Origin of the sequence: Helicobacter pylori (assembly GCF_030062585.1) — a bacterium.
GTDB lineage: Bacteria > Campylobacterota > Campylobacteria > Campylobacterales > Helicobacteraceae > Helicobacter > Helicobacter pylori_CN.
This window is the reverse complement of the sequence record NZ_CP071935.1, coordinates 1,053,790-1,077,674: the sequence shown is the minus strand read 5'-3', so window position 1 is coordinate 1,077,674 and position 23,885 is coordinate 1,053,790. Positions and strand designations below refer to the sequence as shown.

26 protein-coding genes and 1 pseudogene are annotated in these 23,885 nt (G+C 39.7%); 8 read left to right on the top strand and 19 right to left on the bottom strand.

The annotated features are described in order from the left end of the window. Positions 1 to 3: 3 nt before the first annotated feature. Genes rpmC through rpsJ form a run of 10 tightly spaced genes read right to left on the bottom strand, consistent with a single transcriptional unit; the run spans position 4 to position 4,736 of the window. Positions 4 to 204 (bottom strand): 50S ribosomal protein L29, encoded by a 201-nt coding sequence (gene rpmC, locus J5F42_RS05090; RefSeq protein ID WP_000877885.1) that lies wholly within the window; start codon positions 202 to 204, stop codon positions 4 to 6. Continuing rightward, complete coding sequence (gene rplP / locus J5F42_RS05085; protein ID WP_000928961.1) at positions 191 to 616, bottom strand: 50S ribosomal protein L16; 426 nt, start codon at positions 614 to 616, stop codon at positions 191 to 193. Before rplP ends, rpmC begins: the two co-directional genes overlap by 14 nt. A gap of 2 nt (positions 617 to 618) precedes the next feature. Next, entirely contained in the window at positions 619 to 1,323 is a 705-nt protein-coding gene (rpsC, locus tag J5F42_RS05080; protein WP_000529972.1) for a 30S ribosomal protein S3, read from the bottom strand. 3 nt (positions 1,324 to 1,326) lie between these two features. After that, a complete protein-coding gene (gene rplV / locus J5F42_RS05075) occupies positions 1,327 to 1,695 on the bottom strand; it encodes a 50S ribosomal protein L22 (RefSeq protein ID WP_000030375.1) in 369 nt (122 codons plus the stop codon). Positions 1,696 to 1,704: 9 nt separating this feature from the next. Then, positions 1,705 to 1,986 carry a 30S ribosomal protein S19 gene (gene rpsS / locus J5F42_RS05070; RefSeq protein WP_000091385.1) on the bottom strand — a complete coding sequence of 94 codons (282 nt, stop codon included), beginning with the start codon at positions 1,984 to 1,986 and terminating at the stop codon, positions 1,705 to 1,707. A gap of 10 nt (positions 1,987 to 1,996) precedes the next feature. Next, positions 1,997 to 2,827 (bottom strand): 50S ribosomal protein L2, encoded by an 831-nt coding sequence (gene rplB / locus J5F42_RS05065; RefSeq protein ID WP_000985807.1) that lies wholly within the window; start codon positions 2,825 to 2,827, stop codon positions 1,997 to 1,999. Between the two features lie 15 nt (positions 2,828 to 2,842). After that, on the bottom strand, positions 2,843 to 3,124 hold the full coding sequence (locus J5F42_RS05060) for a 50S ribosomal protein L23 (RefSeq protein WP_000763611.1): 282 nt from the start codon (positions 3,122 to 3,124) through the stop codon (positions 2,843 to 2,845). 3 nt (positions 3,125 to 3,127) lie between these two features. Continuing rightward, positions 3,128 to 3,775 (bottom strand): 50S ribosomal protein L4, encoded by a 648-nt coding sequence (gene rplD / locus J5F42_RS05055; protein WP_097719507.1) that lies wholly within the window; start codon positions 3,773 to 3,775, stop codon positions 3,128 to 3,130. A gap of 34 nt (positions 3,776 to 3,809) precedes the next feature. Then, the gene (gene rplC, locus J5F42_RS05050) at positions 3,810 to 4,385 is read right to left on the bottom strand and encodes a 50S ribosomal protein L3 (protein ID WP_000395323.1); all 576 of its coding nucleotides are present in this window, start codon (positions 4,383 to 4,385) and stop codon (positions 3,810 to 3,812) included. Between the two features lie 36 nt (positions 4,386 to 4,421). Further along, positions 4,422 to 4,736: a 30S ribosomal protein S10 gene (gene rpsJ, locus J5F42_RS05045; protein WP_000411561.1), complete on the bottom strand. Its 315-nt coding sequence runs from the start codon at positions 4,734 to 4,736 to the stop codon at positions 4,422 to 4,424. Positions 4,737 to 4,946: 210 nt separating this feature from the next. On the opposite strand from rpsJ, the gene J5F42_RS05040 reads away from it, so the two are divergent. Beyond that, positions 4,947 to 6,035: an ATP-binding protein gene (locus J5F42_RS05040; RefSeq protein ID WP_283491187.1), complete on the top strand. Its 1,089-nt coding sequence runs from the start codon at positions 4,947 to 4,949 to the stop codon at positions 6,033 to 6,035. Between the two features lie 222 nt (positions 6,036 to 6,257). Then, on the top strand, positions 6,258 to 6,836 hold the full coding sequence (locus J5F42_RS05035; RefSeq protein ID WP_283491186.1) for a hypothetical protein: 579 nt from the start codon (positions 6,258 to 6,260) through the stop codon (positions 6,834 to 6,836). On the opposite strand, the gene J5F42_RS05030 is transcribed toward J5F42_RS05035, so the two are convergent. From J5F42_RS05030 to fumC, 3 genes and pseudogenes are all read right to left on the bottom strand, one after another. Continuing rightward, positions 6,810 to 7,424: a ribonuclease HII gene (locus tag J5F42_RS05030; RefSeq protein WP_283491185.1), complete on the bottom strand. Its 615-nt coding sequence runs from the start codon at positions 7,422 to 7,424 to the stop codon at positions 6,810 to 6,812. The two genes, J5F42_RS05035 and J5F42_RS05030, sit on opposite strands and share 27 nt — an antisense overlap. Further along, positions 7,421 to 10,060 (bottom strand): annotated as a pseudogene (locus J5F42_RS05025) (P-loop NTPase). Before J5F42_RS05025 ends, J5F42_RS05030 begins: the two are co-directional and overlap by 4 nt. Positions 10,061 to 10,063: 3 nt before the next feature. Then, positions 10,064 to 11,455 (bottom strand): class II fumarate hydratase, encoded by a 1,392-nt coding sequence (gene fumC, locus J5F42_RS05020; protein WP_283491184.1) that lies wholly within the window; start codon positions 11,453 to 11,455, stop codon positions 10,064 to 10,066. Between the two features lie 174 nt (positions 11,456 to 11,629). On the opposite strand from fumC, the gene crdA reads away from it, so the two are divergent. Genes crdA through J5F42_RS05000 form a run of 4 tightly spaced genes read left to right on the top strand, consistent with a single transcriptional unit; the run spans position 11,630 to position 17,386 of the window. Then, on the top strand, positions 11,630 to 12,007 hold the full coding sequence (gene crdA / locus J5F42_RS05015; protein ID WP_000731626.1) for a copper resistance determinant CrdA: 378 nt from the start codon (positions 11,630 to 11,632) through the stop codon (positions 12,005 to 12,007). 4 nt (positions 12,008 to 12,011) lie between these two features. Further along, positions 12,012 to 13,250, top strand: a complete 1,239-nt coding sequence (gene crdB / locus J5F42_RS05010) for a copper resistance outer membrane protein CrdB (RefSeq protein WP_283491183.1) — start codon at positions 12,012 to 12,014, stop codon at positions 13,248 to 13,250. After that, positions 13,247 to 14,272 (top strand): efflux RND transporter periplasmic adaptor subunit, encoded by a 1,026-nt coding sequence (locus tag J5F42_RS05005; RefSeq protein ID WP_283491182.1) that lies wholly within the window; start codon positions 13,247 to 13,249, stop codon positions 14,270 to 14,272. The genes crdB and J5F42_RS05005 overlap by 4 nt, the downstream gene beginning before the upstream one ends. Beyond that, on the top strand, positions 14,273 to 17,386 hold the full coding sequence (locus tag J5F42_RS05000) for an efflux RND transporter permease subunit (protein ID WP_283491181.1): 3,114 nt from the start codon (positions 14,273 to 14,275) through the stop codon (positions 17,384 to 17,386). Here the strand turns inward: J5F42_RS05000 and J5F42_RS04995 are convergent. From J5F42_RS04995 to dnaJ, 3 genes are read right to left on the bottom strand one after another with little or no spacing between them, the layout of a single operon-like run. After that, positions 17,383 to 17,730 carry a branched-chain amino acid transporter permease gene (locus J5F42_RS04995; protein ID WP_283491180.1) on the bottom strand — a complete coding sequence of 116 codons (348 nt, stop codon included), beginning with the start codon at positions 17,728 to 17,730 and terminating at the stop codon, positions 17,383 to 17,385. The two genes, J5F42_RS05000 and J5F42_RS04995, sit on opposite strands and share 4 nt — an antisense overlap. After that, entirely contained in the window at positions 17,724 to 18,410 is a 687-nt protein-coding gene (gene azlC / locus J5F42_RS04990; protein ID WP_283491179.1) for an azaleucine resistance protein AzlC, read from the bottom strand. Before azlC ends, J5F42_RS04995 begins: the two co-directional genes overlap by 7 nt. A 10-nt stretch (positions 18,411 to 18,420) precedes the next feature. After that, a complete protein-coding gene (gene dnaJ / locus J5F42_RS04985; RefSeq protein ID WP_283491178.1) occupies positions 18,421 to 19,530 on the bottom strand; it encodes a molecular chaperone DnaJ in 1,110 nt (369 codons plus the stop codon). 181 nt (positions 19,531 to 19,711) lie between these two features. Here dnaJ and J5F42_RS04980 point away from each other — a divergent pair, with 181 nt between their 5' ends. After that, complete coding sequence (locus J5F42_RS04980) at positions 19,712 to 20,791, top strand: hypothetical protein (protein ID WP_283491612.1); 1,080 nt, start codon at positions 19,712 to 19,714, stop codon at positions 20,789 to 20,791. A 43-nt stretch (positions 20,792 to 20,834) separates the two neighbouring features. On the opposite strand, the gene mnmA is transcribed toward J5F42_RS04980, so the two are convergent. Beyond that, on the bottom strand, positions 20,835 to 21,863 hold the full coding sequence (mnmA, locus tag J5F42_RS04975; RefSeq protein WP_283491177.1) for a tRNA 2-thiouridine(34) synthase MnmA: 1,029 nt from the start codon (positions 21,861 to 21,863) through the stop codon (positions 20,835 to 20,837). 139 nt (positions 21,864 to 22,002) lie between these two features. Here mnmA and J5F42_RS04970 point away from each other — a divergent pair, with 139 nt between their 5' ends. After that, complete coding sequence (locus J5F42_RS04970) at positions 22,003 to 22,764, top strand: J domain-containing protein (protein ID WP_283491176.1); 762 nt, start codon at positions 22,003 to 22,005, stop codon at positions 22,762 to 22,764. On the opposite strand, the gene nadD is transcribed toward J5F42_RS04970, so the two are convergent. Both nadD and nikR read right to left on the bottom strand, forming a co-directional pair. Further along, positions 22,761 to 23,276 carry a nicotinate (nicotinamide) nucleotide adenylyltransferase gene (gene nadD / locus J5F42_RS04965; protein ID WP_283491611.1) on the bottom strand — a complete coding sequence of 172 codons (516 nt, stop codon included), beginning with the start codon at positions 23,274 to 23,276 and terminating at the stop codon, positions 22,761 to 22,763. The genes J5F42_RS04970 and nadD overlap by 4 nt on opposite strands. Beyond that, positions 23,269 to 23,715, bottom strand: coding sequence for a nickel-responsive transcriptional regulator NikR (gene nikR, locus J5F42_RS04960; protein ID WP_283491175.1), 447 nt, complete (start codon positions 23,713 to 23,715; stop codon positions 23,269 to 23,271). The genes nadD and nikR overlap by 8 nt, the downstream gene beginning before the upstream one ends. Positions 23,716 to 23,885: the final 170 nt, after the last annotated feature.

Sequence of the window (23,885 nt, the reverse complement as noted above, 5' to 3'; positions counted from 1 at the left end):
TTTTTACTCAACGCTAGAAGAATAATACGCGTTAATAGCCGTGTTAATGCGAGCGATATTTCTTCTGGCTTTCTTAATCTCGTTAGGATTACTCAATTGCATAGCCTTTAACTTAACGCGCAACTCAAAAAGCTCCGCTTTCTTAGCATGCAACAACTCTTCTAATTCCTTGATACTCTTATCTTTCAATTCAGTATATTTCATTTTCGCTCTCACAAGTTACAATTTTGGTTTTAAAAGGAAGTTTGCTCTGAGCTAGTGCTAAAGCTTCTCTCGCTAGTCCTTCTTCAATGCCTAGCATTTCATAAACGATTCTGCCCGGCTTGATATTCATCACCCATTTTTCCACAGAGCCTTTACCTTTACCCATCCTGGTTTCTAAAGGCTTAGCGGTCAAAGGCTTATCGGGAAATACTCTAATCCACACCTTACCCGCTCTTTTAATGTGCCTTGTCATGGCCACCCTTGCGGATTCAATCTGGCGTGAATCAATCCTCCCATGCTCTATGGCTTTAATCGCAATATCCCCAAACGCAATAGAGTTACCACGATGGGCTTTCCCACGATTGCGCCCTTTCATTTGCTTTCTGTATTTTGTTCTTTTTGGCATTAACATGATTATTGCCTCCCTCTTCTGCTTCTTCTAGGCTCTCTTTCTTCTTTAGCCTCTTCTTTTTTCTCAAATTGGATGCCTTTTTGCAAAACTTCCCCTTTGAAAATCCACACTTTCACGCCAATAATACCATATACCGTCATCGCTTCAGCAAAGCCGTAATCAATCTTAGCCCTTAAAGTGTGTAAAGGCACGCGCCCTTCCATATACCATTCGGTGCGAGCGATTTCAGCCCCTGCTAAACGGCCAGAAACGCGTACCTTGATCCCTTTAGCGCCGGATTTTAACGCCGCTTGCATGACCTTTTTCATCGCACGGCGGAAAGCGACCCTTTTTTCTAATTGGGTGGCTACATTTTCTGCGGCTAATTGGGCGTCAGCTTGGGGGCGTTTGACTTCTTTAATATTAATGGAGACTTCTTTTTTGATGAGCGTTTTTAGGCCTTCTTTGACCTTTTCAATATCCACGCCTTTTTTACCAATGATAAGCCCTGGGCGAGCCGCTACAACCGTAACGCGCAGTTTTTTAGCCGCTCTTTCAATCACAATCTCGCTCACGCCAGCGTAATAAAGCTCTTTTTTAAGAAATTTCCTAATCTTATTGTCTTCATCAATATTGCTTGGAGCGGTGCGAGCGCTAGGGAACCATCTGGAAGTCCAATTCCTATTAATACCTAATCTTAAACCTACCGGATTAACTTTTTGTCCCATGCCCTACTTACCTTCTGCTTGATTTTTTTTATGGCTTTTAGAAGATTTCATTTCTTTCCCTTCTGCTACTTCTACGAATACATGAGATGTTGGCTTTCTAATGGCTGTGGCTCTGCCTTTAGCCCTTGGAATGGAGCGCCTAAGCACAGGGCCAGCATCCACTCTGCAAGAAACAATCAGAGCACTCTTGGCGTCTAAAGAGCCGTTAGCGACCGCAGAAGCCACCACTTTTGAAAGCACTCTGGCCGCTTTATTGGGCGTAAATTCCAAACTAGCGATCGCTAATTCAGCGTTCATGCCTTGGATCTGTCTTGCAATCAATCTGGCTTTAGTAGGAGATAACCGCACAAATCTTAATAACGCTTTACTCATTCTGCCCCCTTACTTGCCAATCTTTTTTTGGACACTGCCTTTGTGCCCTTTAAAAGTTCTTGTAGGAGCGAATTCCCCTAACTTATAACCCACATGGTTTTCTGTGATATACACAGGGACAAAAACCCTTCCGTTATGCACATTATAAGTAAAACCAATCATTTCAGGCAAAATGGTGCTTCTTCTAGACCATGTTTTAATCGGGCGGTTATCCTTACCCTCTTTTGCCTTGAGCGTTTTTTTCATCAAGTGGTCGTCTATAAAAGGACCCTTTTTAATTGACCTAGACATTCTTAACCCTTTATTTATGTTTCTTTCTGGAAATGATGAGCTTGTCGCTAGCTTTTTTCTTTCTAGTTTTATAGCCCTTAGCTGGAGTGCCCCAAGGCGATACAGGATGACCGCTTGTCCCTGTTTTACCCTCACCCCCACCATGCGGGTGATCCACTGGGTTCATCGCGCTCCCACGAGTTTGTGGGCGAATCCCTCTGTGGCGGTTACGCCCTGCCTTACCGATAGAGACATTGATAAAATCCTCGTTCCCTACCACGCCAACACTCGCCATGCATTCGCTTAGAATGTAGCGCATTTCAGAGCTTGGCATTCTAATAATGGTGTATTTATTTTCCCTACCCATGATTTGAGCGCTCATCCCAGCGCTTCTGGCTAATTGCCCGCCAGCCCCTGGATGCATTTCAATATTATGCACCACCGTTCCTATAGGGATATTTTTCAACTTCATCGCAAAGCCCACTTTAATATCCAAACCGCCTTCAGCAGCGATAACGCTATCGCCCACTTTCAAACCGCTTGGCTGTAAAATATAGCGTTTGTCCCCATCAGGATAGACCACAAGAGCGATGCGCGCGTTTCTGTAAGGATCATACTCAATCGCAGCCACTTTCCCTTCAATGTTGTATTTGTTGCGCTTGAAATCAATAATGCGATAGAGTTTTTTAGCCCCTCTCTCTTTGTGGCGGCTGGTGATGCGCCCGTTATTGTTTCTCCCTGCTGTCGCTTTAAGCTTAGTGAGTAAGCCTTTGACACTGCTTTTTGCGGTAATGTCTTTAGAGTCCAACACCGACATGAAGCGTCTGCTTGGGGTGTAGGGCTTATAAGTTTTAATCGCCATAACGCTTTCTCCTTTCTACGCGCCAAGGGCGGCAATGCTAGCGCCCTCTGGAACTTTCACATAAAATTTCTTAAACGACTTTCTTTGTCCAAGCTTCCCTCTAAAGCGTTTCACCTTACCCTCTTGTTTCAAAGAATTGATTTTCAAAGGCTCAAAGCCAAAGTAAGTTTTAAACACTTCTTTGAGCTGGTTTTTGGTTACATGTTGAGCCGTTTGGACCACTAAAACGCCTTTTTCTTGCAATCCTAATGACTTTTCAGTGTAAAGAATTGACTTTATATCCATGATGTCTGCCATTTTTTACTCCTCTGTCTTATCTTGCACCACATGCTGAAACGCCGCTTCTTCCATCACCACAGAGCTAAACGCCGCCAAAAGATAAGCGTTTAACTCGCTCACATCAATAACAAGGCATTTTTTAAGGTTACTAAAGGCTAACTCGGTGTATTCGTCCATGTTCATGCACACAAACAAAGTGTCTCGTTGCTCCAAAGCCTGGAACATTTGGTTGGCTTCTTTAGTCAAATGCTTTCTTTTATTGTCTTCAGCCACGCCTTTTATAGCGATTTTTTCCACCACAAAAAGCTTGTTCGCTTGCGCTTTTTCTTCTAAAGCGTATTCTAAAGCCAGGCGTTTTTGTTTTTTATTGATTTTAAGGTTGTAGTTGCGGTTGTTCGTAGCCCCATGAGAGACACCCCCACCCACAAACACAGGCGAAGTGATGCTCCCTGCTCTGGCTCTTCCGCCCCCTTTTTGCGCCCAAGGCTTCCTACCGCCCCCGCTCACTTCAGCGCGGTTTTTACTTTTAGCGGTATTAGCGCGCACAGAAGATAAATAATGTTTCACATAAAGATAGAGGTTATGGCTGTTAATACCCTCATATCTTTTAGGTAACTCCACGCTACCCTTTTCTTTCAAATGGCTGTCTAAAACGATGGCCTTACTCATATCAAACCCTTTATATTATATTCAATGTATGGTTTTATACCGCTCTAATGCGTCCATAAGCCCCAGAAAAGCCGGCCACTGAACCCTTTAGCACTAACACCATACTTTCTTTATCAAAAGAGAGCACCTCGTTTTGGCAAGTAACTAGCTCATTGCCATAATGCCCTGCCATTTTCCTACCCTTTTGCACTCTTCCTGGCCATTCTCTGTTACCAATAGAACCAGGGCGGCGATGGAAACGGCTCCCATGCGCTGCAGGCCCGCCTTGGAAATTCCAACGCTTCATCACCCCCGCAAAGCCTCTTCCCTTCGTTTTAAAGCTCGCTTTAACCCTTTTAAGCGTTTCTAAAGCGCTCAAATCCAAATCGCCCAACTCTTGTTGTTGGGAAGCTTTTAAGGTAGCGAAATGGTTGAACTCTTTGCTGAGCTGGTATTTCTTTTGCTGGCCTTCAATCGCCTTATTGTGTTTTTTATGCATCGCATAGGCGACTAAAGCTTTCCCATTTTCTAGCTGGCACACCTTCGCTTGCAAGACTTTAAGCAAGGTTACAGGCGTGCTGTTAGCATCAATGGTGCGGCTCATGCCTATCTTTTGAACTAAAAATTCCATATCTAACCCTTATTTTATGATCTCAATGCGTTAGGACTACTTCGTTTCCATAGAAGTTACTTCTACATCCACTTCAGGAGCTAAATCCAACTTCATCAAGCTATCCACGGTTTCTGGGGTGGCCGAAATAATGTCAATCAATCGGCTATAAACCCTAATCTCAAACTGCTCTCTTGAATCCTTATTGACATGCGGGGAGCGTAAAACGGTGTAACGCTTATTCTTAGTCGGTAAAGGGATAGGCCCTCTAATTTCAGAACCTGAACGCTTTACGGCTTCCACGATAGCCACAACAGAGCGATCCAGCACTCTATGGTCATAAGCTTTGAGCTTCAACCTGATTTTTTCCATAAACTCTCCTAAAAGAACTCGTTTCATTCGTTACTCAAAACAGAATAAAACAATAAAATAAAAACTGAAATACTACTCAAAATGCGCCATTTAGTCAATAACTTTTGCTATTTTTAGGGCTTTTTAGGGATTTTTACTTCCTTTTTATAAGGAAATATAAAGAAAATGCGCTACGATTATCTTAATCCAATCCCATTTGTAAGGAAGTTCATGCCCCTTTCTTGCTTGCACCCTTTTGGGCCTTTTGAAACCCCTAAAGAGCCGGCTTTAAACAACCCGCTTTCAAGCCCGCCTTCAAGCGATAAAATCTGTCTTTTAGGGCCGATGAAATCCGGTAAAACCACTTTCGCCCTCAAACTAGCGAAGGATTTTAAAAACCCTGTCTATCTCAATTACAATGACATGCGTTTGAATAAAAACATTCTAAGCTCATGGCTCTTAAAATGGCATTTGGAAAAGAAAATGGACTTGCTCATTTTAGACAATATAGAGCGCTTGGATTTCAGCCTGCCCAAGCTTCCCAAAATCATTCTTATCCCTAATTATTTAAGCCCCATAACAGCGCCAGACTTTAGCTTGCGCTATGCGTTAGGGTTGGATTTCAAAGAATACACCAGCTTTTTCAAGCCCAACACCCCTAAAAACACCCTGTTTAACCGCTTTTTAAGAGACGGCAACGCTTTAGATTCGCTTTTTATAGAAAACGAACAGGAAAAAATCCTAAAAAAACAAGAAAATATCAAACTAGTCTTTCAAGCTTACGCCCCCTTAATGGCTAAAATCTGCACGCATCAATCTAAGTTTGTGAGCGCTTTTTATCTTTATACGCAACTCAAAAAAGAGCTTAAAACCTCTAAAGACACCCTTTATAAATTGTTACACGCGCTAGAAAACCAGCGCATCATTTTTTTATCCCCCAGTTTTGAAAACCATAAAACCAAATTGTATCTGTGCGATTTTGCTTTACCTTATAGCCTAACTCCCAGCCCCTCGCTTTTAAATATTTTTGAAAACATGGTTTTTTTAGAGCTTTACAAGCAATTCCCAAACTACGAGCTTTACTCCCATGATAATGGGATTTTTATTTTGTGCAAAAATTCTACCAACAAGCTCGCCCTCATCGCCCACGCTTTCCCCACGCCCCATTTTTTAGAAAAACAGCTTTCTTGGTGCCACAAACATGGGTTTTTAAATATCGTGGTGGTTTCTATCAACGCCCCTATTTCAGCAACCAATCCCCCCTACAAACACCTTAATTTCATTGATTTTTCTTTGGATATTCAATCTATTTTGGTATAATAATTACTTGTATTTATGTATTTATGTATTTATGTATTTATGTATTTATGTATTTATGTATTAAATATTATTACTAACATTTTTAAATTATTATTGCATATTTTTATTTTTTCTTAAGCTAACTCACTATAAGCTGTCTCAGTATTTCGTTTTTTTGAGAAATACCACCTACCCTAAAAGCGTAGGGCGTTTTTAATATTCTTTTATAGAAAGGAAGCTACAATGAACGCATTGAAAAAATTAAGTTTCTGCGCCTTGTTATCCCTAGGCCTCTTCGCTCAAACAGCGCATACTAAAGAGTTAAAGGACACGATTAACTACCCTGATTGGCTTAAAGTCAATCTTTTTAAAGAAAAGAACCCGCCCAATCAATATGTCGGATCGGCTTCAATTTCTGGTAAAAGGAACGATTTTTACGCCAATTACATCCCCTATGATGACAAATTGCCCCCTGAAAAGAACGCTGAATTAATCGCTCTTTTAAGGGCCAGAATGAACGCCTACAGCTCGTTAGAAAGCATTTTAATCGTTAAAATGCACCATCGTATTGTTAAAGCGCTTCAAGTTAAAAATAACTCTATCAGCCATTTATTCGGGCTTGTTGATTTTTTAACCTCTAAATCCATTTTGGCCAAAAGGTTCGTGGATACCACCAACCATCGGGTGTATGTCATGGTGCAATTCCCTTTCATTCAGCCTGAAGACTTAATCGCTTACTTTAAAGCCAAACGCATCGACCTTTCTTTAACGAGCGCTACCCATCTCAGCGCCATTTTAAATAAGGCGTTGTTCCACCTCTAAGGGTTTGGGATTTAAGATGCGGTTTTTAAGCGTGAAGCTACGCCGATGAAAAGGCGTAGCCCCTAGCTTAATGATCGCTTCTATATGCTGCTTAGTCCCATACCCGCAATTCTTATCCCAGCCGTATTCTTTAAACAAAGCGTGCAGTTCTAGCATTTCTCTGTCCTTAAAGGCTTTCGCCAAAACAGACGCCATAGCGATTTGAGCGATTGTTTCATCGCCCTTGATGATGGGTTGTATGTTAGGGTAGCGTTTATTCAAGCCAAACGCCGTGTTGCCGTCTATCTTTATTTCATTGGCTAAAGAGCAACCATTTTCTACAATTTCTTGAATAGCGAGCTTCAAACACGCCCCCAAGCCCAAATGATCAATTTCATTCGCGCTTTTTTTAACCACGAAAAACCCCACCTCATCATGCGTTTTGATTTTATCTTCCAAGAAAAAGCGCTTTTTGGGGCTGAGCTTTTTGCTATCCTTAAGCCCCATTTCTAGAAATTCTAAGGCTGTTTGGTCACTACACACCACCCCAGCCACAAAAAGCGAACCAGCCAAACACCCCCTACCCGCTTCATCAATGCCTAGAGTCATTTGCTTGATAAATTTTTTGAGAGATTAGGTTTTTCAAGATTAGGCAAATACTTTTCAAACACCTTCTCACACCCCCTAATAATTTTTTGTTTATACCATGAACCTTGCCTACAAAAACTACAAAACTTTTCATGATGATCCGCCAAAACTTTCTGAATAACTTCTTGCTTATCTTTTTCAAAATGCAAGAAATGTTCTTCTAAAAAATTCCAAAAACTTTCAATAATGCTGTATTTATATTCATCTTCTTTTCTACGCTCTCCTAGTAACTCAACAGCTTGTTTGAAAAACCTAAACGCATCCTCTTTGTCTTCAGCATTAGTTCCTTGATAGATGTATAAGCGAGCTTGCTGATTATCAATATAATCCACATTATAGAGCCTATTTTTTTGCTTCGCCTTACCATATGCTTGATTCAAATAGTCTTGTGCCTCTTTAAACTTGCCTATTGGCATATGGCACATTGCATATTGCAACCAAAACTGAGGATCCTCCGCAAGACTTGAAATCTCTCTTTTAGCATCATCATAATAGCTACGCAAAAATCTAAATTTCTTATCTTTATCGCTATCTTTTTCTTTACCAAATACACGACTCATAGTGCGATAATTCAATAATTTAAGATAGACTCTATGTTCTTGATTGAATTGGTAATTTTTCTTTGTATTCCTTGCTCTTTTTAATATCTCAAAAGCATACCTTGTGATCTCATCATACGAGAACATGCGGTGCAAAATAAATAAAGCTAGAATACTGGAACCAGAATCGTCGTCAATCCATAGGTTTAAAGCTCTGAGCTATTTGATATGTTGCGATTTAAGATTCCCTAATCCATCATCTCCTAATAAATATGAAAAAAGCGCAATGTCTTTGCTAGTGATATTCGCTACATGCAAAAAACAAATAACAAATAATATCTTTTTTATTTTTTTGTCGTTTAAAACATTATTTAAGCTCTTAACTAGCTTGTTATAAATATGTTCAGAATTAAATATATCTAGCAAAATAAGCAACATTTGAGCGTTGCATTTTCTTTGAAGATACCCTTTTTGTCTTCTAAAAGATTCTCCACTCAAATCTCTCGACCACAAACCAAGATAACTAATAATCTGTACAAAAATGTCTAAATCTAAATCGCTTAACTGCCCTATCTCTACTGATGAGTCTTCTGAAATAGACTTACAATTCTCATCGCCATGTCCATCAACAGCTCTTGTTGCCAATATCAATTTGACACAGCGAGTTTCTCTAACTTTATTAGCAATGTATTGAGAAATTTTTAATTGATTCAAGTAAGAATCTATAAAGATTATAGCTTTCTCATTTCCATCTTTAAGTTGTTTTAGTAGGGTATCTATTTCTTCTTTTTGAGAAATAAAATCCCCATGCCTAACAAAATATACTGATTTACCACTTTCAACAAGCGTTACTGCTAATTGTCTTAAAAATATCGTTTTCCCACTCCCTAATTCGCCAAACACCCCTAAAATCCCTACGCTATCTCGTGCTAATTCGCGTTTAGCTTCATCAATTTCTTCTTTTCTAGGAATTAGTTTAGGAACATAATCTGACTGAATAGGACTTTTCAAGCTATATTTATCCTTTATCCCTTCTGTTATCTTATCTCCTAGAGTGAATCCCTTACCTGAAAAACTTTTTCTAATCTGATGCCCATTTTTCAAATACTGCAAAACCTCATTTCGTAACCATCCATCTTCAAACTTACCTTGCTCAAAAAATAATTTTAAGTCATTGTCTCTAATATTGACATCCAATGAATTAGAAATGATTATTTGTTCTAAATAGTTAAAACCTAAATTAGTATCCTGTGGCCAACATTCTTGTATCTTATTTACAAAAGACTCCATACCAATTTTAAGCAATTTCCCATACCCTTCAAATTTGTTATCGCCTATAGGATCATCATCGGAATTTTTAGGATCTGCAACCACAAAGATAGTTTTCTTCCGCATACTTTCAGTTTTTGCAAGTAAGATTCTCTCAATAGGCATATCCGCTAAAGAATACCCCATAAACACCACCAATGCAGAGTATTGCAAATCATTCATAAATTTATCTTTCCACTTTGAAGAGTTTGCAAAAACATCACTATTAACATAAGAAGAACGACTCAATTTGAAAGAGTTATCTAAATGTTCTGGTTCTAATCTATCCACACAGCCATTAATATGCAAACAAAAATTTCTAGATTTACTTGGCAACATGCTTTCAAGCGTTAAAATATCAATATTTTTATTAACCTGCTTGCCAGCATAACAAACCAAGTCATCGTAATTTGTCGTGTAAATGCTCTTCCATGGCCATCCTACAACAACTTTTTGTTCATCCTTTGGTTGCTTAACTGCAAAAATATCCTTTAGTTTTTCAACAATTTCTTGACGAGATTTCTCAAGTAGGCAATGTTCAGCCACATCTTTCAAATCTTTTGTCTCATAATACTTCCTTTCAAATCCACAAAATTCACCTAATTTATCTCTTAGCTGATTGCCCAAGGGCAATTCGCCATCAAACCCTGTAGCGCCAGCTGAAAAGCCAGCCCCAAAAAACACTACAGCACCCCCACTCGCAATTTCTCTTGCCCACTTTTTATAATCTTGATCCTTGACCTTAGCCATGTTTCAAGCCTTAGGCCCGATCATCTTTTCAGGCACCACAAATTTGTCAAAATCTTCAGCGCTCAAGAGCTTCAGTTCCAACGCGCTTTCTTTTAAAGAAATGCCTTTTTTGTGGGCGTTTTTAGCGATTTTAGCGGCGTTTTCATAGCCTACATGCGGGTTTAGAGCGGTTACTAGCATCAAAGAATGGTGCAAGTAGTAACCAATCTTTTCTCTATTAGGCTCAATACCGCTTGCACAATGGGTATTAAAACTTTCCATGCTATCGCTTAGTAGCCTCAAACTTTGCAAGAAATTATAAATGATTACCGGTTTAAACACATTCAACTCAAAATTACCCTGACTGGCCGCAATGCCAATAGCGGTATCATTCCCCATCACTTGCACGGCCACCATGGTCATCGCTTCGCATTGCGTGGGATTGACTTTACCGGGCATAATAGAACTGCCCGGCTCGTTTTCAGGGATATTAAGCTCGCCCAAACCACAGCGCGGCCCGCTCGCAAGCCATCTAATATCGTTAGCGATTTTCATTAAATTCGCCGCTAAAGCCTTAAAAGCCCCATGCGCATAAGCGATAGCGTCATGGCTAGTGAGCGCATGGAATTTATTGGGCGCAGAAATGAATTTCACGCCGCTAAACTCGCTCAATTCTTCAGCCACTTTTTCACTCAATTCTTTATGAGCGTTTAGCCCTGTGCCTACGGCCGTCCCGCCTATGGCTAATTCCCTTAAATGCTCCAAACTCTCTAAAATTTGTTGTTTAGAATGCTCTAGCATGCTCGCATACCCGCTAAATTCTTGCCCCAAAGTTAAAGGCGTAGCGTCTTGTAAATGCGTGCGCCCGATTTTGACAATCTCTTTAAATTGCTGGCTTTTGTCTTTAAAGGTTTTTAACAGATTCTCTAAACTGGGCAGTAGTTTGCGCGTGATTTCTAGCACGCTCACAATATGCATTGCGGTAGGGAAAGTGTCGTTGGAGCTTTGAGACATGTTCACATCATCGTTAGGGTGGATGAGTTTTTTCTCTCTAAAATTACCCCCTAAAATTTCTGTAGCCTTATTGGCAATAACTTCATTGAGATTCATGTTCGTTTGAGTCCCGCTCCCTGTTTGCCATATCGCCAACGGGAATTCGCCGCACAACTCGCCTTTTAAAATGCAATCGCACGCCTTGATAATGGCTTGCGATTTTTCCAGGCTTAATTTCCCTAACTTGTGGTTGACTACCGCCAAACTCCTTTTAAGTTTGGCAAACGCGCCAATGAGTTCTTTAGGCATTTTTTCAGTGCCGATCTTAAAGTTTTCAAGACTGCGTTGCGTTTGAGCCCCCCAGTATTGGCTATCATTTACTTTGATTTCGCCCATCGTGTCATGTTCAATTCTAAATTGCATACTAATCCTTTGAAATTTGATTTTAAAACCTTAAAAAAATAGCATAAACTCTTATACCTTCTACTTAAAAACCCCATTTTTTTAAAAACCATTTCCACAATTTTTACACAAAAGAGGGTTATCATTAATCCGCAACAAGGATTTCCTTGTTATCTTAATGTAAAGGTCAAAACGATGAAGAAGTTAGCCGCTTTATTTTTAGTAAGCGTGTTGGGGGTTATGAGTTTGAACGCATGGGAGCAAACCCTAAAAGCTAATGATTTGGAAGTGAAAATCAAATCCGTGGGTAACCCCATTAAAGGCGATAACACTTTTGTGCTTAGCCCCACTTTAAAAGGTAAGGCTTTAGAAAAAGCTATCGTTAGGGTGCAGTTTATGATGCCTGAAATGCCTGGCATGCCAGCGATGAAAGAAATGGCGCAAGTGAGTGAAAAAAACGGCCTTTATGAAGCTAAAACCAATCTTTCTATGAACGGGACATGGCAGGTTAGGGTGGATATTAAATCCAAAGAAGGCAAAGTTTATCGCGCTAAAACAAGCCTGGATTTATAAGCGCATGCTATTTTTTATAAGCGCGTTTGATAAAAGGGGTGTTTCAATACGCCTTTTAACAGCCTTGTTACTGCTTTTTAGTTTGGGTTTGGCTAAAGATTTAGAGATCCAAACTTTTGTGGCTAAATACCTTTCTAAAAATCAAAAAATACAAGCCTTACAGGAGCAAATTGACGCTTTAAGTTCTCAAGAAAAAGTCGTTAGCAAATGGGATAACCCCATTTTGTATTTAGGCTACAACAACGCTAACGTGAGCGATTTTTTCAGGCTGGATAGCACCTTAATGCAAAACATGAGCTTGGGTTTGTCTCAAAAAGTGGATTTAAATGGTAAAAGACTCACGCAATCTCAAATGATCAACTTAGAAAAACAAAAAAAGATATTAGAGCTTAAAAAAACCAAGCAGCAATTAGCGATTAATTTAATGATAAATGGCATTGAAAATTATAAAAACCAACAAGAAATAGAGCTTTTAAACACAGCGATTAAAAATTTAGAAAACACCCTTTATCAAGCCAACCATTCTAGTTCACCCGATTTAATAGCGATCGCCAAGCTAGAAATTTTAAAATCGCAATTAGAAATCAAAAAAAACAATTTAGAAGAAGCCTTGTCTAGCAGCCATTATTCCATGGGTGAATTGACTTTTAAAGAAGATGAGATTTTAAGCATTGCCCCTAAAAATTTTGAATTCAATAAGGAGCAAGAGCTATATAACATCAGCGCCACTAATTACGATATTGCGATCGCTAGGCTTGATGAAGAAAAAGCGCAAAAAGACATCACTTTGGCTAAAAAAAGCTTTTTAGAAGACGTGAATGTTACCGGGGTGTATTATTTCCGCTCCAAACAATACTACAACTACGACATGTTTAGCGTCGCTTTGTCTATCCCTTTGCCCATTTATGGCAAGCAGGCTAAATTAGTGGAGCAAAAGAAAAAAGAAAGCCTGGTGTTTAAAAGCGAAGTGGAAAACACCAAAAACAAAACGCACCACCTGGCCCTAAAACTCCTTAAAAAATTAGAAACCTTGCAAAAAAACCTAGAATCGATCAATAAAATCATCAAACAGAATGAAAAAATCGCGCAAATTTATGCGCTTGATTTGAAATCTAATGGCGATTACAACGCTTATTACAACGCTTTTAATGACAAAATCACTATCCAAATCACCCAGCTTGAAACCTTGAGCGCTCTCAATAGCGCTTATTTGTCCTTACAAAACCTCAAAGGATTAGAATGAAACGGCTTTTATTGTTAGCCCTGACCTTATTTTTTAGCCTCTCATGCGCTAACGCTCAAGAAATTAAAGAAACTCAAGAGACTAAAAAAACTAAAGAAGCTAAAAGCCAAACCCGTTTTAATATTTCCACCACTAAGGTCATAGAAAAAGAATTCGCCCAAAGCCGGCGCTATTACGCGATTTTAGAGCCTAATGAAGCGCTGATTTTTTCTCAAACCCTGCGTTTTGATGGCTATGTGGAAAAGCTTTATGCGAATAAAACCTATACCCCCATTAAAAAGGGCGACAGGTTATTGAGCGTGTATTCCCCTGAATTAGCGGGCGTTCAAAGCGAATTGCTATCGTCATTGAAATTCAACCAGCAAGTGGGAGCGATTAAAGAAAAATTAAAACTATTGGGGCTAGAAAACTTTAGCATTGAAAAAATCATCAGCAGCCATAAAGTCCAAAATGAAATCACTATTTACTCTCGTTTCAACGGTGTTATTTTTAAAAAAAGCCCGAATCTCAATGAGGGGAGTTTCATTAAAAAAGGGCAAGAGCTGTTTCAGATCATAGATTTAAGCCAATTGTGGGCGCTTGTTAAAGTCAATCAAGAGGATTTAGAGTTTTTAAAAAACACGCATAAAGCGATTTTGTTCGTAGAAGGGATTAAGGGAAAGCAAGAAATCACGCTTGAAAACATCAACCCCATCATAAATGCGCAAGATAAAATGCTAGAAGCGCGCTTCAATGTGCCTAACGTTAAACAGCTTTATTACCCTAACATGTTCGCTCAAGTAGAAATCTTTCAAAAACCACAAAAAATGAAGATCTTGCCTAAAGAAGCGGTTTTGATTAAGGGGGGGAAAGCTATCGTGTTTAAAAAAGACGATTTTGGCTTAAGCCCGTTAGAAATTAAAGCCGTCCGCTTGAGCGATGGGAGTTATGAAATTTTAGAGGGTTTAGAAGCGGGTGAAGAAGTCGCTAATAACGCTTTATTCGTGCTAGACGCTGACGCTCAAAACAATGGGGATTATTGAATGATAGAAAAAATCATTGATTTAAGCGTTAAAAACAAACTCCTTACCACTTTAGTCACTCTACTCATTTTTTTAGCCTCTTTGTGGGCGATAAAAAGCGTCCGTTTAGACGCTTTGCCAGATTTAAGCCCCGCTCAAGTGGTCGTGCAAATCACTTACCCCAATCAAAGCCCTAAAATCGTGCAAGAGCAGGTTACTTACCCGCTAGTTTCTACTTTCATGAGCATCGCTAACATTGACACGGTTAGGGGGATTTCTAGCTATGAAAGCGCTCTGATTTACATCATTTTTAAAGACGGCGTCAATTTGTATTGGGCTAGGGATAGGGTTTTAGAGCAATTAAACCGAGTGAGTAACCTCCCTAAGGACGCTAAAGTGGAAATAGGGAGCGATTCCACTTCTATTGGCTGGGCGTATCAATACGCTCTATCTAGCGGCAGCAAGAATTTAAGCGATTTGAAAGTCTTGCAAGATTTTTATTACCGCTATGCGCTTTTAGGGGTTGATGGGGTGAGTGAGGTCGCAAGCGTGGGGGGCTTTGTGAAGGATTATGAAGTAACGCTTCAAAACAATTCTCTGATCCGCTATAACTTGAGTTTGGAGCAAGTCGCTAACGCGATTAAAAATTCCAATAACGATACCGGTGGGGGGGTTATTTTAGAAAACGGGTTTGAAAAAATTATAAGATCGCATGGCTATATCCAATCTTTGAAGGATTTAGAAGAAATTGTGGTTAAAAAAGAAGGGGCTATCCCTTTAAAGATTAAAGATATAGCCAGCGTGAGGCTAGCGCCAAAACCACGCAGAGGAGTGGCCAATCTCAATGGCGATAAGGAAGTGGTGGGGGGGATTGTGATGGTGCGCTATCACGCTGACACTTATAAGGTGCTTAAAGCCATTAAAGAAAAAATCGCCACCCTACAAGCGAGTAATCCTGATGTGAAAATCACCAGCGTGTATGACAGGAGCGAATTGATTGAAAAAGGCATTGACAATTTGATCCACACGCTCATAGAAGAAAGCGTCATTGTGCTAGTCATTATTGCGATTTTTTTACTGCATTTCAGGAGCGCTTTAGTGGTGATTATCACTCTGCCTTTAAGCGTGTGCATCAGTTTCTTGCTCATGCGTTATTTCAACATTGAAGCGAGTATTATGAGTTTAGGGGGCATTGCGATCGCTATAGGGGCGATGGTGGATGCGGCGATTGTGATGGTGGAGAACGCTCACAAGCATTTGCAACGCATTGATACGAAAGACAACGCTCAAAGGGTTAATGCCATCATGCAAGGGGTTAAGCATGTGGGGGGTGCGATATTTTTTGCTTTAATGATCATCGTGGTTTCTTTCTTGCCAATTTTTGCGCTCACCGGTCAAGAAGAAAAGCTTTTTGCCCCTTTAGCTTACACCAAAACCTTTGCCATGCTAGTGGGAGCAATGCTTTCTATTACGATAGTCCCTATTTTAATGGTATGGCTCATTAAAGGGCGGATTTTAGAAGAGTCTAAAAACCCCATTAACGCTTTTTTCATGAAAATTTATGGCGTGAGTTTGAATATTGTGCTTAAGTTCAGATACGCTTTTTTGATAGCGAGCGTCTTAGGTTTAGGGGGCTTGTATCTAGCGTATAAAAAACTCAACTGGGAATTTATCCCCCAAATCAATGAAGGGGTAATCATGTATATGCCTGTAACCATCAATGGCGTGGGCATTGATACCGCTTTAGAATACTTGAAAAAAAGTAATGCCGCTATCAAGCGATTGGATTTTGTCAAACAGGTTTTTGGTAAAGTGGGGCGCGCTAACACCAGCACCGATGCCGCCGGTTTAGGAATGATAGAAACCTACATTGAATTAAAGCCACAAAACGAATGGAAAGAAAAGCTCAGTTATAAAGAAGTTAGGGACAAATTAGAAAAAACCCTGCAATTAAAAGGCTTGACTAATTCATGGACTTACCCCATTCGTGGCAGAACGGACATGCTCTTAACCGGTATTAGAACGCCCCTAGGCATCAAGCTCTATGGTAATGACACGGACAAATTACAAGAATTAGCGATCCTTATGGAGCAACAGCTCAAAACCCTAAAAGAGAGTTTATCCGTCTTTGCCGAGCGATCTAATAATGGTTACTACATCACGCTGGATTTGAACGATGAAAATCTGGCTCGTTATGGCATCAATAAAAACGCCGTATTGGACACGATTAAATTCGCTCTGGGCGGAGCCACGCTCACGACCATGATTAAAGGCGTAGAAAGTTACCCTGTTTCTTTACGCTTAGAAGACACCGATAGAGATACCATTGAAAAATTAAAAAACCTCTATATTAAAACCGCTTACAATTACATGCCCTTAAGGGAATTAGCCCATGTGTATTACGACAATTCGCCGGCGGTGCTAAAAAGCGAAAAGGGCTTGAACGTGAATTTTATTTATATTGTGCCGCAAAATGGTATCAGCTCTGATACTTACAGGCAACTAGCGATAAAAGCGCTAGAAAAAATCCAATTGCCTAACGGGTATTATTATGAATTTAGCGGCGAAAGCCAGTATTTAGAAGAAGCGTTTAAAACCTTACAATACATCGTGCCGGTGAGCGTGTTTATCATTTTTATTTTAATTGTCTTTGCTTTAAAGAATCTCACCAATTCCTTACTATGCTTTTTCACTCTGCCTTTTGCGTTTTTGGGGGGGTTAATTTTTATGAATCTCATGGGCTTTAACATGAGCGTGGCGGCGCTAGTGGGCTTTTTGGCCCTTTTAGGGGTAGCGAGCGAAACGGCTATTGTGATGATTATTTATTTAGAGGATGCGTTTCAAAAATTCATCAAAACCCCCTTAAAAGAGCAAAACAGCGCCGCTTTAAAAGAAGCTATCATGCATGGGGCGGTGCTTAGGGTAAGGCCCAAGCTGATGACCTTTTTTAGCATTTTAGCTTCACTCATTCCTATCATGTATAGCCATGGCACAGGAAGTGAAATCATGAAATCCATTGCCGCACCCATGCTAGGGGGCATGATAAGCAGCGTTGTTTTAACGCTTTTTATTATCCCTACGGCGTATTTTGTGATCAAAAACGCTAGGGTTAAAAGCAATCAAACATCATTTTAGGGATTAAAAAAAGCCTTTTCTAACGCATGGCTTTGGACTAAAACCATATAAAGAATGGTAGGGAGCGTGATGCTTAAAACAAACACCTTAAAAATGCGGTGCAAAAGGATAACGGATAAAAAAGCGATGATTTCATTGATCCCATAAGGGGGTTTTAAAATTTGAATGTCTTTAAAACAATAAACCACGAGCATGCCTATCACTGAACATGATAAAGCCCTGCCCAAATAACGCACAAAGTCGTTGGGCGGGTTTTTAGCGTTAAACACCATAAAAGGCCAGATGCGCGTGAAATAAGTCGTTAATATGATGAATAAAATAATGAGTATAGAATGCATTAACATTCTAACTGCTTTCTAAACAAAATAAGAGCAAGCACCATTAAAACTAAAGCGATGAGCAAAAAGTATTCAGTCCCAAAGAGCGCTAAACAAACAACTGCAATAAAAATCCCAAGCCATGCGTTTTTGTGGTTTGCGTTTCGTTTGTATTGCTCCATAAACAGCACGATAAAAATCGCTGTCATCACAAATTCCATGCCTTGAGTGTCAAAAGAAAAATGCGTTCCCACTAACGAACCCACCAACGAGCCAAAAATCCAATAAGAGTGGTTGAGTAAGGAAATGCTAAAAATAAAGTCTTTTTCACTAACCCCCTCTTTAGGAGCGTATAAATTCAATAGAGCAAAGGTTTCATCCGTGAGTGCATGCGCTAAATAGGGCAAACGCCATTTAGTGTTTTTAAATCTGTCTAGCATAGAAAGCGCATAACAAGTCTGTCTCGCATTCACCAACAAGCTCACAATAACGACATTCATCAAGCTCGCTTGCGCGCTTAAAAGCGTGATCGCTACAAACTGCACCGCCCCAGCATAGATGAATAACGACATGAACAGGGCCACTTTATAATCATAGCCATGCTGGACTAAAAGCATTCCAAAAGTCATTCCCATAAGCAAATACCCTAAAAAGATAGAAATGGTATGAGGGAAAGCGTCTTTGAAGGCTTTTAGAAAATCATGCATCAACAACCTTTTATTTAAACCAGTCTTTAATTTTAGAAACGCAAGTTTCTAAAACGCTTTTATGCGGTTCGCCCTCATAGCCAAAACTCGCATGCAATTTTTCCAATAACCCTTGCTGCTCTTTATTCAAACTTTTTGGATAAATCACTTGCAACACCACGATCAAACTCCCCCTATAAGAGCTTTCGGGGTGCTTCACGCCCTCGTTTCTAAACGCAAAAGTTTGCCTGTCTTTGGCGTTTCTAGGGATTTTTAATTCCAATTCGCCTCCTCTTAAAGATGGCACTTTAATCGTATGCCCTAAAGCGATAGTGGTGAAAAACACCGGCGCTTCAATGAACAAATCACAGCCTTCGCGCTTGAAATGCTCATCTTCTTTGACTCGCGCTTCTAAATACAAATCCCCTCTTTTCCCCTTCTCGTATTCATTGCCCTTATTTTTAAGCACCATGCGGTTTTGATCATCAATGCCCTCAGGGATTATCGCATCAATTTCTTCATCTTTAAGAATGTAGGTTTTACCCTTACACGCTTGGCATGGGGTTTTAATGATCTTGCCCTTGCCTTGACACGCCCCACAAGTTTGCGCAAAACTCATAAAACCTTGACGCATGAACACCTGCCCCTGCCCATTGCATTGCTTGCAAGTCTCTAGGGCTTTGTCTTTAGCGCCCGTGCCATCGCAACTTTCACAGACACTTTGGTATTGGGCTTTAATGGTTTTTTTACAGCCAAAAACCGCCTCTTTAAAACTCAATTCAATGGTTTGCAAATAATCCGGTGCGATAGAGCTTTTTTGCCTTTTACCTCCCCTAGCGCCAAACCCAAAAGCGTCTTCAAAAAACGAGCCTAAATCTTCAAAAAAATCAGAAAAATCGCTCTGGCTCGTGCCGGCTTGGTTTAAGCCTTTTTTACCATACCTGTCGTATAAGGCCCGCTTCTTTTCATCGCCTAGCACCCCATAGGCTTCATTGATGAGTTTGAACTTTTCTTCGGCTTCTTTATCGCCGGCGTTTCGGTCCGGGTGGTATTTTAAAGCCAGCTTTCTGTAAGACTTTTTAATGGTCTCTTGGTTGCTGTGTTTTTCCACTTCTAAAATTTCATAATAACTCAATTCCACGATCGCTCCAAAAATGGCATCAAAACGCTTATTTTATCTTAAAAGCGATAATTTTGCGTGTTTTAGCGCATGCCAAAACTTAGATAAAATAACACGATGAAACTATAGTAATAAAGATAACCTTATGAGATTTTTTTGCTTCTTCTTATTTTTTCTAACCTTTTCAAACGCACAGATAATGATGACTTTTGATTCTCAAACTAACGCCAAACTTTCGCGCTCTAACGAACAGCTTTCTGACATGCTCTATAAACTCAATGAAAGTTTAAGAATCTATCAAAACGTGCTTTCCAATAACCAAGATCAGCTTAAAGAAATCAAAAAGGCTAACAGCACCCTAACTAGCCAGAGACGTTTTTTTAACGCTAGCCAGATCCGCCTTATGGACACGGATGCGTTATTGAAGCAAAGCGCTTTGGAATTAGAAAAATTACAAGCTTTAGAAAAACGCTTAAAAGAGAACATGGAGCATGAACGCTTAATCAAAGAATCTCAAACGCTTTTTTTGCAAGAACATTGCCCTTATTTGAGCGGCGTTAAGAATTTAGAAGGGGCGTCAAACGCTTTAGAAGTACAAGAAAAAAACAACGCCCTTTTCTTGCTCAAAGAGCCTAAACTCGCCCAATTGCTCTCACGATTGGATTTGATGAGCGCTTTAAACGCCTTATGCGATCAGGTTTTAGAAAATGAAATACAGGATCAACAATCCCATAACAAAACCCTAGAATACAACGCTCTTAAAAACCATGATTTTCAAGCCTATAAAGCCATGCGTTTGAAAAAATTTAAAAACAAGCTTCAAAGCCAAATCCAAGCTAAAGAAGACGCCCTAAAAACCTTTTTACCTCTAGAAAAACGCCTAGAAACTTTAAAATCGCGCTTTTTATGCGACAAAGAAAATCTCAAATCATGCGCTAATCAATTGCGCCAACGCTATCAAAACGCCTTAATAGAGCGAGACAAGGAATTAAAAAACGCTAAAAACAACAAAGAAAAGCATGCTCTAATCTTAGCCAATTACGAGCACACTTTAAAAACCTTGAATATAGAATTTCTAAGCGAATTGAGTGAGCAAATGGCGTTTTTGAATGAAACCATGGCGTTAAACGCCCAAGTTTTAGCCCTTTTAGCCAAACAGCATGCCAAAACGCCAAAACCCTTCAATTTGAACGGTGATTTGAGCGATAAAAAGGCTTCCATTAAAAATATCCGCCTAGATCCGCATGGATTCCCTAGCTTTGAAAATTTTAAGCAAGAGTGAGTTTTTAAAAAAGCAATCAACTAGGCTATGAGTGCAAAAAGCCTTAAACAATCACGCCCCCGCCAAGCAAGATGTCATCTTTATAAACGACCAATGCTTGCCCTTTAGCCACGCCATAAAAAGGCTCTTTAAACCCCACTTCAATCACCTCATCTTTTAAACTCACAAACGCTTTAGCAGGCACGCTCCTGTAACGGGCCTTGATAGAATATTCGCCATTTTTAAAATCTTTCGTTAAAGATTTGTTTTTAGCCTTAAGCGAATGCGTGGCTAAATCTTCTTTTTTGCCCACAATCAACTCGTTCTTTTTAGCGTCAATCCCCACCACAAAATGCGGTTCTAACGCGCCTTTAATGTTAAAGCCTTTGCGTTTGCCAATCGTGTATTGCATATAGCCCTTATGCGTGCCAATGATTTCGCCTTTTAAATTCTTCACCACGCCCTCTTTTTCCACTTCAACATGCTTTTTTAAAGTGTCAATGTAGCTTTTTTCCACAAAACAAATTTCTTGAGATTCCTTATAAGTCTCTAAAGTGCCTAAAAAAGGCATCGCATTCAAGGCTAAAGGCTTAATATCTTTTTTTAACAAACCCCCTAAAGGGAACACCAATTTAGCGATCACTTCATGCTCTAAAGCGTATAAAAAATAGCTCTGATCTTTAGTTTTATCCAAAGCCTCTTGAATATAACTTATTTTGTCAATTTCTTTAACTCTCGCATAATGCCCGGTAGCGATCTTTTCACACCCTAATTTTAAAGCGTGATCCAAAGCTAACCCAAACTTCATTAAAGGGTTGCACAACGCGCATGGGTTAGGGGTTTGCCCTTCTTCATAAGCGCTGATAAATTCATCATAAACCGCGCTTTTGAAATCCTTTTGAAAATCCAACACCTCTAAAGGAATGTCTAAAAACTCGCACGCTTTTTGAGCGTTTTTAATGTATAAATCATGCTTTTTTTCACTCGCATGGAGTTTTAAATAAATCCCCACTAATTCATGCCCTTGCTCTTTTAAGCTATAAGCGCTATAAGAGCTATCCACCCCCCCACTGAGTAATACCGCTATTTTCATTTTTGTATCTTTCATTATGAGTTATGGCTCGTAGTCTAGCGCAAAAACCATTCATAACCACCTTTTTTTAACCATTGGCATGCTAAAATACCTAAAGATTTTTAAAAATCGCATCAAAACGCATGGAGAAATAAGGGCAATGGCCAAAATTGAATTGTTAGCCAAATTCACGCAAATCGCGCTCCCTAACAGCCACCCTTTGTTGAAAAAAGTTTTACACTACGCCAAAAAGCATTTCAGCCAGTGCCACATGCTCTCTTCATCGTTACTCATCTTAAACGACACGGAATGCTTTAAAAAAAACTACTTGCTCAATTGGGTCTATCATGCCCTTGAATGCGCGCATGAGAAAGATATTAGCATGCATTCTTTAGAAGATGTTTTACAAAAAAGCCACCTGCCCATACGCATCAAAATCATCAATCAAAACACGCTTTTAGAAAAAATAGAAGTGAAAGTTTTAACCTTTGGGGCAGAATACGCGCTTTTTATCACCAAGCACCCTATCGCCAAGCGGTTTTTACGCCAAAAATTCAACGGCTATGTGTTTTTAGAAACCCAAGATGAATTGCATATAAGAGGCGATTCAGAGCGTTTTTGGGAACTCATTGTAACGCTCAATGAAAATAGAATCGTCCATAACGCATGCTTAGATTTCATCTACCCTAATGGCTTTGGCAAAGACAGCTACACCACTATGGCTGAGCGCAAATTAAAAGAATGCTATAAAACGCTAGGGTTTATCAAGCATGAAAATTTCAGCGAAGTCAAAAAGCGCTATTTAGAATTGGCTAAAACCTACCACCCTGATTTGTGCGATCTCAAAGAAAAAAAGGCTCTTTATGCCAAACGTTTTGCGATCATTCAAGAGGCGTATCGCCACATTAAAAAACATGCTTAAACCCCCAAACTAGCCCTAATCGCGCTAGAAGAAATCGGTGCGTCAATGCCCTTTAAAGGGTGATAGTGTCCCTTAAACTGGATCTCTTCATAGCCAATCCTTTCAAAAACCACTAATTCCACTCTTTTTAAAAGCTCTGTAGCGTTAGTCCAAGAAGAAAGATGCCTCAAGCAATCCGCTCCTATGACTAAATAAAGCGTTTTAGGGCGATAGAGTTTTTGAAAATGAATCACGCTTTCTATCGTAGGCACAGCCCTTTCTTGTTTGATTTCAAAATCGCTCAACAACACCCTAGGCATTCCCTTTAAAGCTCTTTCCAATTCCTTAAAACGGGTTTTTGCGTCCAAAAAACATGGCTTTTTGAAAGGGTTTTGATAAGCGGGTAAGACAATGAGCTGAGCGAAAGGCAGTAATTCTAAAGTTTGCTCAATAATGGCTAAATGAGCCTTGTGCAAGGGATCAAAACTCCCTCCATAGAGCGCCAATTCTTTGTATCTTAAGACGCTACTCATTGCATTCAAAACTAGACGCCTTAGTTAATTTAGCGAATTTAACCCCCCTAAGCCCCCCGATTTCTAATTGCAAGCGTTGGATTTCAAACGAATTGCCTTGTAAAATAATCGTCTCCAAGCAATTGTGTGCATCCATGTGAATGTGCGTGGTGCATAAAACATGCGTCCCGCTGGCATGCTGGATGTCTATCATGCGTTGGTTCAATTCCCTTTGGTGGTGATCATAAATCACCACAAGCACGGCGATTTTACCCTCATCATTAGGGTTATCTTCTGCCCAATTGTCTTCTACTAATTTTTCTCTGATCATGTCGCGCACTAATTCTGAGCGAGAAGAATAGCCGTTTTTAATGATGCGGTTGTCTAATTCATCTAATAAATTTTGTTGCAAAGAAACCGAAAAGCGGATGATTGAATCGTCTTTATTGGGTGTATCCATTGAGAAAAATCCTTTTTTGGCATGAGTCTGTTAAAAACCGCTCATGCTAGTATGATTGAATTAATTTAAAATAAACAATTATAATACAAACTGGATTTAAATGGTTGGTCATAAGAGCGTTTGAATTTGATTGTAATTATTAGCTTAATCATTATTGACTTGTTATTATT

Coding starts and splice junctions, on each gene's coding strand:
- rpmC (WP_000877885.1), bottom strand. CDS start 204: ATGAAATATACTGAATTGAAAGATAAGAGTATCAAGGAATTAGAAGAG.
- rplP (WP_000928961.1), bottom strand. CDS start 616: ATGTTAATGCCAAAAAGAACAAAATACAGAAAGCAAATGAAAGGGCGC.
- rpsC (WP_000529972.1), bottom strand. CDS start 1,323: ATGGGACAAAAAGTTAATCCGGTAGGTTTAAGATTAGGTATTAATAGG.
- rplV (WP_000030375.1), bottom strand. CDS start 1,695: ATGAGTAAAGCGTTATTAAGATTTGTGCGGTTATCTCCTACTAAAGCC.
- rpsS (WP_000091385.1), bottom strand. CDS start 1,986: ATGTCTAGGTCAATTAAAAAGGGTCCTTTTATAGACGACCACTTGATG.
- rplB (WP_000985807.1), bottom strand. CDS start 2,827: ATGGCGATTAAAACTTATAAGCCCTACACCCCAAGCAGACGCTTCATG.
- J5F42_RS05060 (WP_000763611.1), bottom strand. CDS start 3,124: ATGGCAGACATCATGGATATAAAGTCAATTCTTTACACTGAAAAGTCA.
- rplD (WP_097719507.1), bottom strand. CDS start 3,775: ATGAGTAAGGCCATCGTTTTAGACAGCCATTTGAAAGAAAAGGGTAGC.
- rplC (WP_000395323.1), bottom strand. CDS start 4,385: ATGGAATTTTTAGTTCAAAAGATAGGCATGAGCCGCACCATTGATGCT.
- rpsJ (WP_000411561.1), bottom strand. CDS start 4,736: ATGGAAAAAATCAGGTTGAAGCTCAAAGCTTATGACCATAGAGTGCTG.
- J5F42_RS05040 (WP_283491187.1), top strand. CDS start 4,947: ATGCCCCTTTCTTGCTTGCACCCTTTTGGGCCTTTTGAAACCCCTAAA.
- J5F42_RS05035 (WP_283491186.1), top strand. CDS start 6,258: ATGAACGCATTGAAAAAATTAAGTTTCTGCGCCTTGTTATCCCTAGGC.
- J5F42_RS05030 (WP_283491185.1), bottom strand. CDS start 7,424: ATGACTCTAGGCATTGATGAAGCGGGTAGGGGGTGTTTGGCTGGTTCG.
- fumC (WP_283491184.1), bottom strand. CDS start 11,455: ATGCAATTTAGAATTGAACATGACACGATGGGCGAAATCAAAGTAAAT.
- crdA (WP_000731626.1), top strand. CDS start 11,630: ATGAAGAAGTTAGCCGCTTTATTTTTAGTAAGCGTGTTGGGGGTTATG.
- crdB (WP_283491183.1), top strand. CDS start 12,012: ATGCTATTTTTTATAAGCGCGTTTGATAAAAGGGGTGTTTCAATACGC.
- J5F42_RS05005 (WP_283491182.1), top strand. CDS start 13,247: ATGAAACGGCTTTTATTGTTAGCCCTGACCTTATTTTTTAGCCTCTCA.
- J5F42_RS05000 (WP_283491181.1), top strand. CDS start 14,273: ATGATAGAAAAAATCATTGATTTAAGCGTTAAAAACAAACTCCTTACC.
- J5F42_RS04995 (WP_283491180.1), bottom strand. CDS start 17,730: ATGTTAATGCATTCTATACTCATTATTTTATTCATCATATTAACGACT.
- azlC (WP_283491179.1), bottom strand. CDS start 18,410: ATGCATGATTTTCTAAAAGCCTTCAAAGACGCTTTCCCTCATACCATT.
- J5F42_RS04980 (WP_283491612.1), top strand. CDS start 19,712: ATGACTTTTGATTCTCAAACTAACGCCAAACTTTCGCGCTCTAACGAA.
- mnmA (WP_283491177.1), bottom strand. CDS start 21,863: ATGAAAATAGCGGTATTACTCAGTGGGGGGGTGGATAGCTCTTATAGC.
- J5F42_RS04970 (WP_283491176.1), top strand. CDS start 22,003: ATGGCCAAAATTGAATTGTTAGCCAAATTCACGCAAATCGCGCTCCCT.
- nadD (WP_283491611.1), bottom strand. CDS start 23,276: ATGAGTAGCGTCTTAAGATACAAAGAATTGGCGCTCTATGGAGGGAGT.
- nikR (WP_283491175.1), bottom strand. CDS start 23,715: ATGGATACACCCAATAAAGACGATTCAATCATCCGCTTTTCGGTTTCT.